Consider the following 13,169-nt stretch of genomic DNA (forward strand, 5'->3'; position numbering starts at 1 on the left):
AAAAGTTTTTTGCAATCATCTGATGGTTGTGCTAATTCTGCCGTAAGGTACAAGTGATGAGCAGTATCAGCACCAGCATGCAATTGGGCGCATCAGCCATGAACACCCATTCCTGGGGAATGGCCGTGGCGTCTCATAACGTGGCCAATGTCAGCACAGCTGGCTTTGAGCCGCAGCGTGCCGTCTATGCTACCGGCCCTGCGGGACAGGGAGTACGCCTTGATGCAGTGCTTCAGGGCGGCGCTTCTTCTGGCCCCGGCGGCACGTCATTCAACGCGGCCCAAGCGGTTTATGACGTGACCTCAGGCCTGCCCCTTGAGGCTTCAAGCCCCAGCGGCACGGACCTTGGCCGTGAAATGGTTTCAATGATCACCACCCAGCACGCGTATAAGGCCAATGCAGCGGTCGTTCACGCAGGTGACGCCATGCTTGGCACCTTGCTGGATATCAAGGCCTAGCGCCACAAGCACAAATGCTCCGGTCTCACGGGACCGGGCCAGACACCAAAGGGCTGAGCCCTGACCGTTGACGCCGGGCATGCCCGCATTCTGACTGACTAGCCGCCGCTTTCAGCGGGCGGCACAACATTTGTGGAGCGCTGATGGGAAAATGTCTTAAACTATGCGTGTTGATGCTGGCCTGCATGCTGGCTTTCGGCTGCGCCTCCAAAAGTGGCTCGCGAGACAATGGCATCAACACCCCGCATGCGGAGCGGTTCCGCCGCTCTTATGAAGCTGCATTCGACTCCAACCAGCAGGAATCCAGCCAGCAGTTACTGCGTAAGGCCAGATCCGCCATCGGCACCCCCTATGTGCGCGGTGGAACGACCCCGGACGGTTTCGACTGTTCGGGTTTTGTGTGCTGGACGTATAAAAGCGTTGGCGTGCAATTGCCCCGGACTGCCCGTGAACAGTCCGTCATCGGGCAGCGCATCAACAATGTGGAGGATATGCGCGCAGGGGACATTGTGGCCTTCCGTCATCCCCGCCGTGGCTATCACACCGGCATCTATGTTGGTGACGGCAAATTCATCCACAGTCCCCACAAGCGTACACGCGTGCGCATCAACTCGCTTGACGATCCCTACTTCAAGAGCACCTTTCTTGGGGCGCGCCGCGTAAAGGTTGAGGGCGGCGACACCATGATAGCCCAGGCAGAAAGCCGCCTTAACGACTATGCGGAAGAACGGGCTGTGCGCGAACTGTCCCGCGAAAAGAAAAAGGCTGGCAAAACCAGCTCGCGCGGCGACAAACGCGATGACAGCCGGGGCAAGAAGAAGGACAAGGTAGTACAGGTCGCCAGCAACGATAAAAAAAGCAGCTCGACGACACGGCAGCAGACTTCTGCTTCGGAAAAATCCGGCAAGACTTCCGCTTCTGAAAAATCAGGCAAGGCTTCCTCTTCTGAAAAGTCCGGCAAAGCTTCCTCCTCCGAAAAATCCGGCAAGGCCTCTGCTTCTGAAAAATCCAGCAAGGCTTCCTCATCTGAAAAATCCAGTAAAGCTTCCGCCCAGGCCAGTTCGGGAAAATCCAGCGCCCAGGCAAGCTCAAGCAAGGCTTCGGCAGATAAGGACAAGGCCGCCAAGTCTTCCAGCCAGAAGGCCGAGACCAAAAAAAGCGAAAGCAAGAAGTCCGCTCCGGCCAAGGTGGCTACCAAGGCAGAGCCCAAGAGCAAAAAAGACCAGCCCAAGGGCAAGGGCGATAATTCTTGACAGGCAGTGATTGATTGCGCGGCGGGCCTTGCCCGCCAGCGCATGCAGGACTGAAATCAGAGCACCGGCGCTGCCCAGCAGGCAAAACGCCCTTGGCATCGCCCTGAATCCCACCCTGAGCGTGCGGCATCAAAACAAATGCGCCTGCGATATTTCACCGTAGTATATTTTTGCTGACAGCGGCAGCCACTGCCCACCAAGCCACACCAGCAGCCATGCATCAAACATCGAGCCCCTGCGGCAGACTTGCGCCAAGCCCTACCGGCCATATCCATATGGGCAACGCCTGGGCTTTTTTGCTGGCCTGGCTGGCCGCGCGGTCGCAAGGCGGGCGGCTGGTCATGCGCCTTGAAGATATCGACCCGCAACGGTCACGGCCCGAATATGCGGCGTCCCTTCTGGAGGATCTGCACTGGCTTGGCCTGGACTGGGATTATGGCCCCGATGTGGGTGGGCCTTGCGGCCCATACGTGCAGAGCGAACGCGGATCAATATATGCCGGGGTTCTGGCGCAGCTGGAAAAGGCGGGGGCCACCTATCCCTGCTTTTGCACCCGCAAGGAATTGCGCCAGCTTGCTGCGGCCCCGCACCTTGATGACGCGGGCGCGCCCTACCCTGGAACCTGCCGCAACCTGGGCAAAGAACATATCGGGGCGCTGATCCGCAGCGGACGTCGGGCCAGCATACGCCTGCGCTGCCCTGAAACGCCCATATCGTTCACCGACCTGCTGCTTGGGCCGCAAACATTTTTTCTTACCGACTGCGGAGGCGATTTCGCTCTGCGCCGCTCTGACGGCGTAGTGGCGTATCAGCTTGCCGTTGCTGTTGATGACGCTCTTATGGGCGTGACGCAGGTCGTGCGAGGACGAGACATCCTGCCCTCCACGGCACGCCAGATTGCGCTTCTTCATATCTTGGGCTATGGTGCGCCTTCCTACGCTCACGTGCCTCTGCTTCTTGACGAAGAAGGAGAGCGCCTGGCCAAGCGCCACAACAGCCTGTCTCTGCGGTATCTGCGGGAACAGGGGGTTGATCCGCGCCGTATCGTGGGCTTGCTTGGCATGTTGGCCGGTCTTGGAGCTTCCGCGCGCGCCGTCAGCCCGGCGGAGCTTTTGCCAGCCTTTGACTGGAGCCGTCTGCCAAGGCAGGACGTACGCCTGCAAAACAGTCATTTGCGTGATCTGCTGTAACAGACCGCCACGGGTGTGAAGCGGCATGGGGCAAAAGCTCCCGCTTTGCAAAAGTGAACGGCCAGGAGCAGATTGCCCCTGAGGATGCCATTCTCAAAGGGGTACGACACGCCGGTTGCAATGCTTAACCACGCACATAAATTACGCTAACGCCTTCACGGCGGGCGTCTGATCCGCGGTCTTTTTTCAACGACAGCGAATCCCGTAACCTGATGGGGGGAGTGCATGACTTCGCAAAATCTGAATCAAACTTTACTGGATGAAATATTCCCTGCTTCGCGGGCGGATGATTTTTTCGACGCGCTCTTTGGCGGCGCTGAAGAAGGCGCTTACGATATTGGCCTTGTCTGCCGCGAGGTAAGCCCCGATAAAGCCCAGTTGGCTTTTGAACTGCGCCAACGCCCCGGCAAATGCCTCGTCTGCAACCTGACCTATGGCCTGCCGCAGGTATTCCAGCGCCATCCCATCCTTAACGTGGCAGGGGTCGCGCGCGCGGTGGCCCAGGAACTGGGGTGGCCGGCTGAAAGCGTCCACTGGAAGCTGGGGCATACTGAAGAAGTCAGCCGTGAACTGCACGCTATTCCCCTGATTATCGAAAAGGCATGACCTTGCCCGCCAGCTTGCCTTGACAAACGGATATTTTTTTGGCAATAGTTCCCGGTCGCCGGTTTTGGTTTACGGACTGAGCCGCTGAAGCGCCTCATGGGGCTCGGCAGCAGTTTTTCCGCATAGACCTGATGGACGGATTGCTGCCACGAACATGATTCAATGGCCCTTTCGCCCGGCACAAAAAACATTTCTCAAGCCGCCTTGGCTCAGTTGGTAGAGCGACTGATTCGTAATCAGTAGATCATCAGTTCAAATCTGATAGGCGGCTCCATAAAATCAAAGGGCTTACGCACAGCGTAAGCCCTTTTTTTATGGAAAATTCCAGCCTGGCTGCATCCGCGCCATACCAGACCCTTTTTATCGCACCCAAAATCCACTATGGGGCGTCCCCGTCGGGCGAGCCTGCACGGGGGCACCGTAGGCCCCGCCTGATGCGCCCCCAATACACGCATACCGTTGCCTGTGTTTGTATCCCTGTGCAACACACGCAGCACTGTTGACGCCGATGGCGTAAACTGCACGCAACTACACACAGCTGGACGCAAAGATGCCGGACAGCCCGTGCCATATTTTCACAAAATATGGCTGCGTTGTTCGCAATACCCTTGATTCGCCCGATCAGGAAGTTCTCCAGCGCAGCATCAACTGCCCGAAAGCTGAGGCCACATCCGCGTACATGGCCTCTGCTTCCGCACCAAAGCCGCGCTGTCGTTTGGCCGCAAGAATGAGCACAGCGTGCAGCCCATGCTCGGCGTAAAACGGCTTGGCAAAATACGAACGGATGCCCAATGGGGCAAACAAGGCCCAGTCAATGGATTTAACACTGTCGAGCGTATCTTCAACAATAAGCGAGCTGAGGCTGTAGCGCTGAATATCCTGGGCTATCGTGCCTTCATAGGCATGGAGGGTCCCCCACTCAAGGCTGTCGAATACCGAACCCACACCATATACGGCCACACGCCCGCTGCCCATCTGAATATGCGACAGCATCAGCCCGTCAACTTCCGGCTTGCAGAGATTGTGCAACTTTTTGAGCGCTGGACGCAGTTCTTCAGTGCAGAGCGACAGCGCGCCGTCTTCTTCAAGCTTCGGGGGCCTTGCATCAACATTGACCAACGCAACCCGCACCACTTCCTTGCCTGTCTCACCCCACAAGGTAAGCCGCACATGGGCGGAAAACAAACCCCGCTCGCCATTGCCAAGCAGCAGTTTTCCCGACCATGCGTCCCGCTCCACAGCCTTTTCCATTGCTGCTGAAAAACCTGTCATCAACGATTGCGGCACCACATCATCCAGCACGAGCGCCCGCTCTGCCTGCTCCTCGCCCAAAAAGAGCGTCTGCGCCGCCTTATTGGCGTCATACAGCGTCTGATTTTCCAGATCCACGGTAAATACCGGATAGTCGGCGTCCCCCAGGCGCATCTTCAACTGGGCGTTATAACAGGCGGAATTATATCCCCCAGGCAAATAGGCCTCTTTGAGAAAGCCGCTGTAAACGTCCTGCTCCGGTTCAGGCCAGCCCTGCAGGATCAGCGGCTTGCGTCCATCGTCATGTTTCAGCCGAAAGATTACGGCGGCTGGCCTTCCAGCATGAATCATATCCCAAAATTCCACAAGCAGGGGATAATCGTGCTCCATTACCGCATTCTTTCTGAACGCGGCGTTTTTCAGCAACTGCGGGGCGTCAAAGCCTGCGTCGCGCCAGCGGGTAAACACCTTAATCCGGGACTCACGCTGGCAGATGCTCCACAACAATCCGGGGAAGCCCTTTCGCCACTGAAGGAAACTTGCCATGCCATCTCCATATATTGAAAATAAAATTCACGTAGACGTATTGGCAGTAAAATAGACGCAAGCCATGAGCAAGCCTTTTTTATGATGGCCTGTGGTCTGACCACTGATACGCAACCACGCATATTATAGCAAATTCACCCCTCTAATCTGCATCTTTTCTACAATTTTTTGCATCGCATTATACCGTGGTCATACCAAATCATCAAAAATACTTCATGTTTTTCATAATGTTAAAAAGTATAGTACTTTTTTTTACAAGTCTGTTGTCAAAAAAATCGCAGACGCGCAGTATGAAGTTACACAAACGCATTTGAATACGCTTTGCCTGGAGGACGCCCATGATCACGCCAGCAAATGCCGAAAACCAACTGGAACACGCCCTGTTGCAAGGACGCTGGACACTGTTTGAGCGGCTGCCCGCCGAACGGCACCTGGCCGAAGAGCTGGGTATCAGCCGCGCTACGCTGCGCACCGCTCTGAGCACCCTGGTGGGCAAGGGAATTCTTGAAACCCGCCGCAGCAAGGGCACATTTGTGCGCGCCCTCCCCTGCAACCCCAATGCAGCCAGTCTGGGCGACAGCCTGAGAGCCATGCGCATAGTCATGACTCCCCTGCTTGCCGCAGCGTCAGGTTCATATGCGCCTTCTGTCATGCTGAAGCTCGAACGGCACCTGCCTTCCATTGGCATGGCGCTTCACAGCGGCGACATGCGCCTTCTGGCGCAGCATCACCTGCGTTTTTTCTCCATACTTTTGCAGGCTATCAGCAACGATTGTCTTGCGCAGGCAGGTGCGGCCACCCTGCCCGATGCCTGCGCGCTTTCCCGGCTGCTGCAGGAGTGCAGCCAGTCCCGGCTTGAAGAAATCTTCAAGCATCTTGCCCGCACGCTGCATGGCTTGCGGCATGCGGACTCCCAAGCCTGCGCCTCTTCTGTCTCGGCCTATGTCTCATGCCTTTTGCAATGCCTGGGGGAAGAAGAATGATGAACCGGCGGAGGCGCGATTTTTTACGGGGAAACTGGCGCGCGGTTTCCCCATGCAGGCTCGGCGAAAACACCGATGCTGAAGCGCTGGCCAGCAGCGACGAGGCGCTGCTGCCGCCAGAGTTTTCGCCAAGCATGCTGCGGCTTGAAGGGCAGCGACTGGGGCTGCCCGTGGATACGATGAGCGAAGAGGCGTTGATTAGGGCCGTTGCACGGGCCATGCACACACAAACGCGTCCCCCCGTAACAATGGAAACCCCGCAACTCTGAGGAGGGTTCGATGGCTGACCACGACATTCCCTATCTTGAGGAGCGCAAGCTTACCAAGCGGTGGCAGGGGCCTTGGCCCATATTGGCCAATATGGCGTTCACACTTTCCATTTTTGCCGTAACCTGGTGGATTTTTCAGGATCCGCGCGGCATCATGCGTTTTTACACACCCTATGTGGGGTATAACTATTGCCGCTGGTGGCTGATCATTCTCATCTGGATGGCCTATATTTTCGACTTCTGGCCATTCAAACGCAACTGGATACGCAATGCGCATCCCCTGCAAAAGGGCCTTGTACTTTCACTTGTATCTGTTGGCCTGATGATGCTGATGATTCACGGTTTTTTTGAAAATGTTCTTGGCAATTTTGCATTTACTTATTTCAGCCCGCGCCAGTTGCAAAAGCTGCCAGGGCTCACCGAATTCTATTCCACAGAATATGCGGCCCAGGCCTGCATGATGTTTGCCGTTATCGCCTCATGGATCAGCCCTGCCTGGATAGTGGCGCTTGAGGGCCGCCCCTGGCAGAATGAAGCCCAACCCGTCAAAGGCTTCAGCATATGGCTGGGCACGTTCTGCCTGAGCCTGGTCATCTACTTTATGACCATGCACAACCATATGGGCATCCTGTATTATCCTTGGCAGTATTTTACGGCAATTACCCCGCCCTACTGGGAGTCCTTTGCCCAGACAGTTTCCGCGAACTTTCATGTAGCCTGGATCATGTGCTGCACCGTTGTGGTGTGGTTTATGGAAGGCATATGGGAGCGGTACCCCTTCTGCCTTATCAAAAGGCCGGGCTTGCGCCGCTTTGCCCTGTTCTTCGGTATTATCGCCATTTCCCTCGCTCTGTGCTTCTTCTTTTGGTACATGCAGGAGTTGGTCTGGGGCGACGCGATCCGTGGTCACCGGCGTGATGCAGCCCCTGACTGGCGCTGGCTGCATGTGGGCGAAACCGCCATCTTCTTCCTGGTTCCCGCCTTGTTCCTCCAGTTCTACGGCGGCAACTGGCCCAATAAGTTCAGCACCCCTGTCAATGTGCTTATCCGTACTGTGCTGGTGGCCATTGGGGGCATTGCCGTCTACTGCCTGTACTACAAGTACGCCCACTTCGCGCTCGGCACACAAAAGGGCTTTTCGCACCCGCAGCAGTTCCCGATGATTCCCATGATCTGGCTCATCGACATCTGGCTGATCAACTGGTGGTTTATGGATGGCTGGCCCGGCTGGAAGCGCGAACTCCGCACCAGCGAAGAAATTGTCGCCGAAGAACACGCCTTTGCCGACCGAAGCGCCTGGAGCCCCGCCATGATTCCGGGTCTTGCGGTGGGGATTCTCGCTGGCGTCATGCTGTACTTTGCCATAGTGGCCGCGCTGCCATGGTTCAGCGCACACTTCACCCTTGTGCAGTAAGGAGAGCAACATGGACAGACGAGAATTTATCAAGGGTGCGGCATTAGGAGTCGGCGTGGGCGCCATCGGCGCTATGGGCGCGTATTCGTACTCCCCCATGCGCAGAACTTTTCTCAAGGAGGTAAAACGCGGAACGGAAAATATCGGCGTTTGCAAGGCCGTCAAGATTACCAACATCTCCGAGACAAGCTGGTTCGACAACGGCACTTTCATGCAGGATGTGACCGGCGCTGGCGGCCTGCTGGTAGACCAGTACACCTTCAACTGGCCCCCCTTCGGCAACGGCAAGGGCGTTGGCAAGGGCAGCTATGCCGACGGCATAAAGCTGATCAAGCATCTGCTGCCCCACAAGCTGGACGAAGCCTGGCAGATCGCGCGCGAAAACAGCGTACACCCCGACAATGCCGGCGGCTTTTCCTGCCTTATTGAAATTGAGGGCATGGACGGCAAGGTGACAAAGTACCTTTTTGACACCGGTTGGAATTACCAGTGGATGGAAACCTGCTATAAGCGGGAAGGCATCGACACCATGCTGGCCAATAATGAAATTGCCGCCATGATCCAGACGCACGAGCATATGGACCATTTTTTTGGCCTGCCCGCCGTGACAAAATACAATCCCGATATTCACATCTACACGCCCAACACCTTCTATCCCAGCGGCAAACAGTACATCAAAGACAGCGGGCATGTGGGCAAGTGGACCGAAGTGCCCAAGGGCCTGCACAAGATTCAGGACGGCGTGGCCCTTTACGGTTTCGATTGCCCCATCATTTTCAAGGTATTCGGCGAAATCTCGCTGTACTGCAACGTCAAGGACATTGGCCTCGTGAGCATCACCGGGTGCTGCCACCAGGGCATCATTCTTTTTGCCGATACGGCCTACAAAACCCTTACCTATGAGAACGATCAGTTTTACGGCCTCTACGGCGGCCTGCACATCTCGCCCTTTGACGACTGGGACCCCAAATATGACGACCTCGTTATCGGTCTCAAAAAGTGGGATCTGCAAAAGGTGGGCTGCAACCACTGCACAGGGCTCATTACCGCCCAGAAGTTTGTGGATGCAGGCTACCCGGTTGTGAAAGGCACGGCGCGTTTCCGCTCCAAGACGACCAACTATCTTGGCAATGGAGACGTCATAAAGTTTCCCTCGTAAACGGCGCAGCCGGAAGGGGGCAGGTCTGCCCCCTTCCGGCTGGATTTCAAAAACCGCCACAACGATGGAGGATCGCCATGCGCCTTGATGCCCTGCTGCCGCGCCCCCTTTCGCCTGAAACAGACGCCGAGAGTCCTTCCATACTCAGCTGTCTGCTCACAGGCATACACCTTGACCGCAGGCGGGCGCGGGGGCTGGGGTGGCGGGGGGTGCACCCTTCCAACCAGCTCTACGCGGCCTGGACCTGCCGGGTGGCCGGTTCTCCACATATTTACGGTCTGGTTTTTCTGAAGGAACACACAGACCCGTCCTTTCTTTACGGCACGTTTACGGCACACGTTTTTCCCCCTGCGGCGAATTCCTTGCTCGACAGGTTCCCTTTGCAGGCTCTTTCCATTGCCCTCGGCGAAAACTATGAGGAGCGCATGCGCAATCTCTCGCTGCACGCTCCCGAGCTTGCCCCTTTCTGCATGGGCAACGTGCAGCTTGTGACGGCTCTGGACGGCACGGGGCTTTCCTTGTCCCTGTCCGCTCTGGCCAGATACCGCCATATTTCGCGTGACGGAATCGCGGCGCACCCCTCCCCGGCTTCAGGCAGCCGCGCGGCAGACCACGCGGCAGGCGACGCGCAAGACGAACGGTGGATTGTTCCCCCCGGCGGTACGGAATGCGACGTTCCCGCGTTCAGGCTGCTGTTGCCGCTCTTCACAACACTGACGGCTACGGCCGCATCGTTGTTTGAAGAAACCCCGCGCCTCAGCCTGCATATGACCCCGCAAAAACCACGAGACACAGCAAAAGGGGACGCCTCCCCCACCCTGTCGCTAAAGGCGGAGATGGGCTCATGCCCGCAACCTCAGCCCCAGGCAGTTTTTCCCGGCAATGACAGCCCCATAAAATTTCCATCCCTGTCTTGCGAGGGCAAGGTTCTGGAGCGCCTGCCCGGCCGCCGACGCCAACTTCCGGCGACGCCTGGCGCTGATCTGCCGGTCATGCACATTCTTACAGGCTTTCTTGGCGCGGGAAAAACCACATTTCTGCGCCGCTGGCTGGACTATCTGAATGGCCGCGAACAGTTCGCCGCAGTCATACAGAATGAATTCGGGCGCATCGGGCTGGACGCCGCGCTCACCCGCAGTGAAACGCATGTGGAGGCCCTGGACGAAGGTTGCGTATGCTGCTCGCTGGCGGAAAGCTTACGGCCCGGCCTGCAACGCCTTCTGGAAGCGGCCCCTGCGGAACAGATCATTCTTGAAACCACAGGGTTGGCCAATCCCGCCAATGTGCTCGAATCACTCCACGATCTTTCCGACATGGTGCGCCCCGGACTGGTCATAACCGTGGCCGACGCTCTGGCATGGGACGAGGCGGGATCAGGCATCGGCATGGCGCAGGTGGCGCAGGCCGACGTCATTGTTGCCAACAAGGCCGACGCGGTCTCCGAACAGCGGCTTGAAGCGGTGCTGCGCGACCTGCGACGCCGCAACCCCAGGGCTGTCATCTTTCCCGCTGTGGAGGGAAACATCACCTTCGCCAATCTTGAAGCACTGCATACGGCATGGCTCGACGCCCACAGCCTTCCCCCTTCACGCGCGCCCCGTCTGCTGCCCCTCGCCACCCGCAACATAGACCACACAGCCGAGGGTTTTGGCTCATTCTGCCTCACCCTGCCGCAGACTGTCAGCATAGAGGACATCTGGCGCATGGTGGATGGCGCTGGCCCGGGGCTTTGCCGCGCCAAGGGCATTGTCAATCTGCGCAGGGACGGCGCGGTGGTTCCCGCTGTTGCCCAGTATGCCGCCGGACGCCTGGAATTTGAGGACGCCCCGGACGGAGCGGATGAACGGTACATGGTGTTTATCGGGGTGAATCTGTCGCAGCCTGACACGTCCTGGCAGGGAGCGTCAGCCGCGTGCTGACGGCAGTGTCCTCTCCCCCAACGGCCACGCCAGTGTACGGGGCGAGCCCCAAACAGTTAACCTGCCGGTTTCGTATGCCGGTTGTTGCAGCAAGGAGGCAGATATGAACATCATTGCTTTGGGGGGATGGATGATGTGGCCCCTGCTGGCCGTCTCCATCCTGACCCTGACGGTGATTGTGGAGCGCCTGCTGCTGTATGCGTCGTGCCCCCTGCCCGACGACGCCTTGCGGGGGGATCTGCTCAAAGCCACAAGCAGCGGCGATGTCGACACGGTAGCGGAGCGCATGGCGGCCGTACCCCTGTTGCAGGCCTTTGCACAGCAACTTACGGCGGCAAGCTCCAACCGCGAATCCTCCCTGCGTCTGGCTGGAGGGCAGATACTTGAACAGCTGGAGCGGCGGCTCGGCCTGCTCGGCGCCATTGCCAGGCTGGCTCCGCTCATGGGCCTGCTGGGAACGGTGAGCGGGATGATCTCCATTTTTTCCAGCATTGCGCACGCTTCCAGCGGTGTGGATATGAGCATGCTGGCGGACGGCATCTGGCAGGCCTTGCTCAACACGGCATCCGGCCTGTGCATTGCCATTGTCGCCCAGTTTTCACTGGCATTTTTTAGCGCACGTCTCAAAAACATCTCCAGCATGCTTGATGCGGCAGGCAACGCGGCCTTGCTGCAACCTGATCACGGCACTGCGTGCTGATTTTTATGGCATGGCCAGCAGACGCAGATTATCCAACGGGTTTCCTCTAGAGCGATTTCACTTTGAAATTGCTCTGGCAGCTGCGTGAGTAGACGCCCGCCGCGGAGGCGCAAGCGCAGCTTCAGCCGTTGCCCGTAGGGCTTACGGATGAAGACAGCACCGCTATTTATTTGCGCGCCTACACGCCGAAGCGGGCGTCTTGGAAGCATTGCTTCAGGCGTTGTGACGCAGGAAAATGCGCCTGAAGACAGTAGTTTATTACGCGACATCTAAGTTAAAGAACCGCTGTCGCTATCCGTAAGCCCGCAGTATCGAGGAACGGCTACCGAGAGAATGGATATTCTCAATGCAAAAATGCTATAATTGCGCCAAGGAGACAATGCCGATGCTCCGACTGACCCGCCCACTGAACACGTCATGTGATTACGACCTCATACCGCTCATTGATATGCTGTTTATTCTGCTTATATTTTTTGTCATTGCAGCGGCCTTTGCGGTTCGTGGGCTTGAAGTCGATCTGCCCACCGCCCACAGCAGCAAAACTCTGTCGGGCCGGGTAATTGAACTGCGCCTCACGGCTGATGGCGGCATTCTTTGTGAAGGGGTGCCCCTGCCCCGGCAGGAGGTCAGGGACAAACTGCACGATCTTGTGCGCGGCTTCAGGAGCAGACCGGGAAGGCTCGTTCTGGTGGCTGACCCCAAGGCTCCGGTGGAAGGTCTGATATTTCTTGTGGATGAAGTGCGTATGCAGGGCGGGGAAAAGCTGCTTATTGCCACGTCAGGGCAACCCGCGGCGGACGCGCCATGACCGCGACCGAGCGGCTCTACGCCGCGCTGGCCATCTCATGCCTTGTACACTGGGGGCTTTTTCACCTGCTTGGCGCATCGGCAGAGTTGACCCCCGTGGGAACGCTGACCGTGATCAGCATGGATTCCCTGGGGCTGGGAGCATCCCCGGAGGGCGGCGCAGGCATCAGTATGGAGGCCGCCCCAACCCGCACCGAGCCGCAAAATACCGCTGACAAAAGACGTCAGGCATTTTTCGCCTTTCTTGATGATCTTGACGCGGCAGTGCACGCTCACCGCATGGACGGCGGCGAGGCACATTTTGTCGGGGTTGCGGCCTATGCCTTCACCGTACGCCCGGACGGCAGCTTTGCAGCCCCGGTACTGCGCCAGTCATCTGGTTCACCAGAGCTCGACGCGGCGGCGCGCCGCGCGATTATTGCGGCAAGCGGCAGCGTAAAACGCCCAGACATTCTTGGAACGGCTGATATTCCTGTTTTATTGCACGTAAAATATCAGTACGAACTGCGGTAACTATCAGGCGGCATTCGTTTAGCACGGTTTGCAGAGCACAAATGCATTTGTAGCCATGCCACAAGATGTGACGTTACATTTACTGCACCATTCCAGCAGGC

Annotated in this window: 13 protein-coding genes and 1 tRNA gene; 13 read left to right on the forward strand and 1 reads right to left on the reverse strand. The window is 57.6% G+C overall.

The features are described 5' to 3' along the window. Window positions 1–56: 56 nt before the first annotated feature. From BCS36_RS07345 to BCS36_RS07365, 5 genes are all read left to right on the forward strand, one after another. Complete coding sequence (locus BCS36_RS07345) at window positions 57–458, forward strand: flagellar basal body rod C-terminal domain-containing protein (RefSeq protein ID WP_291302257.1); 402 nt, start codon at window positions 57–59, stop codon at window positions 456–458. Window positions 459–601: 143 nt separating this feature from the next. Continuing rightward, window positions 602–1,711: a C40 family peptidase gene (locus tag BCS36_RS07350; RefSeq protein WP_291302258.1), complete on the forward strand. Its 1,110-nt coding sequence runs from the start codon at window positions 602–604 to the stop codon at window positions 1,709–1,711. Between the two features lie 215 nt (window positions 1,712–1,926). After that, window positions 1,927–2,901 (forward strand): tRNA glutamyl-Q(34) synthetase GluQRS, encoded by a 975-nt coding sequence (gene gluQRS, locus BCS36_RS07355; protein WP_291302259.1) that lies wholly within the window; start codon window positions 1,927–1,929, stop codon window positions 2,899–2,901. Window positions 2,902–3,126: 225 nt separating this feature from the next. Beyond that, window positions 3,127–3,507, forward strand: a complete 381-nt coding sequence (locus BCS36_RS07360) for a hypothetical protein (protein WP_291302260.1) — start codon at window positions 3,127–3,129, stop codon at window positions 3,505–3,507. A 198-nt stretch (window positions 3,508–3,705) separates the two neighbouring features. Then, window positions 3,706–3,781 (forward strand) — tRNA-Thr (locus BCS36_RS07365). 347 nt (window positions 3,782–4,128) lie between these two features. Here BCS36_RS07365 and BCS36_RS07370 read toward each other — a convergent pair. Beyond that, a complete protein-coding gene (locus tag BCS36_RS07370) occupies window positions 4,129–5,304 on the reverse strand; it encodes a hypothetical protein (RefSeq protein WP_291302261.1) in 1,176 nt (391 codons plus the stop codon). 338 nt (window positions 5,305–5,642) lie between these two features. On the opposite strand from BCS36_RS07370, the gene BCS36_RS07375 reads away from it, so the two are divergent. The 8 genes from BCS36_RS07375 to BCS36_RS07410 all read left to right on the forward strand — a co-directional run bounded on the left by BCS36_RS07375 (window position 5,643) and on the right by BCS36_RS07410 (window position 13,068). Further along, on the forward strand, window positions 5,643–6,287 hold the full coding sequence (locus BCS36_RS07375) for a GntR family transcriptional regulator (RefSeq protein WP_291302262.1): 645 nt from the start codon (window positions 5,643–5,645) through the stop codon (window positions 6,285–6,287). Further along, window positions 6,284–6,556, forward strand: a complete 273-nt coding sequence (locus BCS36_RS07380; protein ID WP_291302263.1) for a hypothetical protein — start codon at window positions 6,284–6,286, stop codon at window positions 6,554–6,556. The genes BCS36_RS07375 and BCS36_RS07380 overlap by 4 nt, the downstream gene beginning before the upstream one ends. Before the next feature lie 10 nt (window positions 6,557–6,566). After that, on the forward strand, window positions 6,567–7,970 hold the full coding sequence (locus BCS36_RS07385; RefSeq protein WP_291302264.1) for a hypothetical protein: 1,404 nt from the start codon (window positions 6,567–6,569) through the stop codon (window positions 7,968–7,970). Between the two features lie 10 nt (window positions 7,971–7,980). Then, complete coding sequence (locus tag BCS36_RS07390; RefSeq protein ID WP_291302265.1) at window positions 7,981–9,129, forward strand: twin-arginine translocation signal domain-containing protein; 1,149 nt, start codon at window positions 7,981–7,983, stop codon at window positions 9,127–9,129. A gap of 77 nt (window positions 9,130–9,206) precedes the next feature. Next, window positions 9,207–11,048, forward strand: coding sequence for a GTP-binding protein (locus BCS36_RS07395; RefSeq protein WP_291302266.1), 1,842 nt, complete (start codon window positions 9,207–9,209; stop codon window positions 11,046–11,048). 103 nt (window positions 11,049–11,151) lie between these two features. Further along, window positions 11,152–11,748 (forward strand): MotA/TolQ/ExbB proton channel family protein, encoded by a 597-nt coding sequence (locus BCS36_RS07400; protein WP_291302267.1) that lies wholly within the window; start codon window positions 11,152–11,154, stop codon window positions 11,746–11,748. A gap of 385 nt (window positions 11,749–12,133) precedes the next feature. Then, window positions 12,134–12,556 (forward strand): biopolymer transporter ExbD, encoded by a 423-nt coding sequence (locus BCS36_RS07405; RefSeq protein WP_291302268.1) that lies wholly within the window; start codon window positions 12,134–12,136, stop codon window positions 12,554–12,556. Next, complete coding sequence (locus BCS36_RS07410) at window positions 12,553–13,068, forward strand: TonB C-terminal domain-containing protein (RefSeq protein ID WP_291302269.1); 516 nt, start codon at window positions 12,553–12,555, stop codon at window positions 13,066–13,068. Before BCS36_RS07405 ends, BCS36_RS07410 begins: the two co-directional genes overlap by 4 nt. Window positions 13,069–13,169 lie beyond the last annotated feature (101 nt).

The organism is Desulfovibrio sp. MES5, assembly GCF_002237645.1.
Lineage (GTDB): Bacteria > Desulfobacterota > Desulfovibrionia > Desulfovibrionales > Desulfovibrionaceae > Desulfovibrio.

Coding starts and splice junctions, on each gene's coding strand:
- BCS36_RS07345 (WP_291302257.1), top strand. CDS start 57: ATGAGCAGTATCAGCACCAGCATGCAATTGGGCGCATCAGCCATGAAC.
- BCS36_RS07350 (WP_291302258.1), top strand. CDS start 602: ATGGGAAAATGTCTTAAACTATGCGTGTTGATGCTGGCCTGCATGCTG.
- gluQRS (WP_291302259.1), top strand. CDS start 1,927: ATGCATCAAACATCGAGCCCCTGCGGCAGACTTGCGCCAAGCCCTACC.
- BCS36_RS07360 (WP_291302260.1), top strand. CDS start 3,127: ATGACTTCGCAAAATCTGAATCAAACTTTACTGGATGAAATATTCCCT.
- BCS36_RS07370 (WP_291302261.1), bottom strand. CDS start 5,304: ATGGCAAGTTTCCTTCAGTGGCGAAAGGGCTTCCCCGGATTGTTGTGG.
- BCS36_RS07375 (WP_291302262.1), top strand. CDS start 5,643: ATGATCACGCCAGCAAATGCCGAAAACCAACTGGAACACGCCCTGTTG.
- BCS36_RS07380 (WP_291302263.1), top strand. CDS start 6,284: ATGATGAACCGGCGGAGGCGCGATTTTTTACGGGGAAACTGGCGCGCG.
- BCS36_RS07385 (WP_291302264.1), top strand. CDS start 6,567: ATGGCTGACCACGACATTCCCTATCTTGAGGAGCGCAAGCTTACCAAG.
- BCS36_RS07390 (WP_291302265.1), top strand. CDS start 7,981: ATGGACAGACGAGAATTTATCAAGGGTGCGGCATTAGGAGTCGGCGTG.
- BCS36_RS07395 (WP_291302266.1), top strand. CDS start 9,207: ATGCGCCTTGATGCCCTGCTGCCGCGCCCCCTTTCGCCTGAAACAGAC.
- BCS36_RS07400 (WP_291302267.1), top strand. CDS start 11,152: ATGAACATCATTGCTTTGGGGGGATGGATGATGTGGCCCCTGCTGGCC.
- BCS36_RS07405 (WP_291302268.1), top strand. CDS start 12,134: ATGCTCCGACTGACCCGCCCACTGAACACGTCATGTGATTACGACCTC.
- BCS36_RS07410 (WP_291302269.1), top strand. CDS start 12,553: ATGACCGCGACCGAGCGGCTCTACGCCGCGCTGGCCATCTCATGCCTT.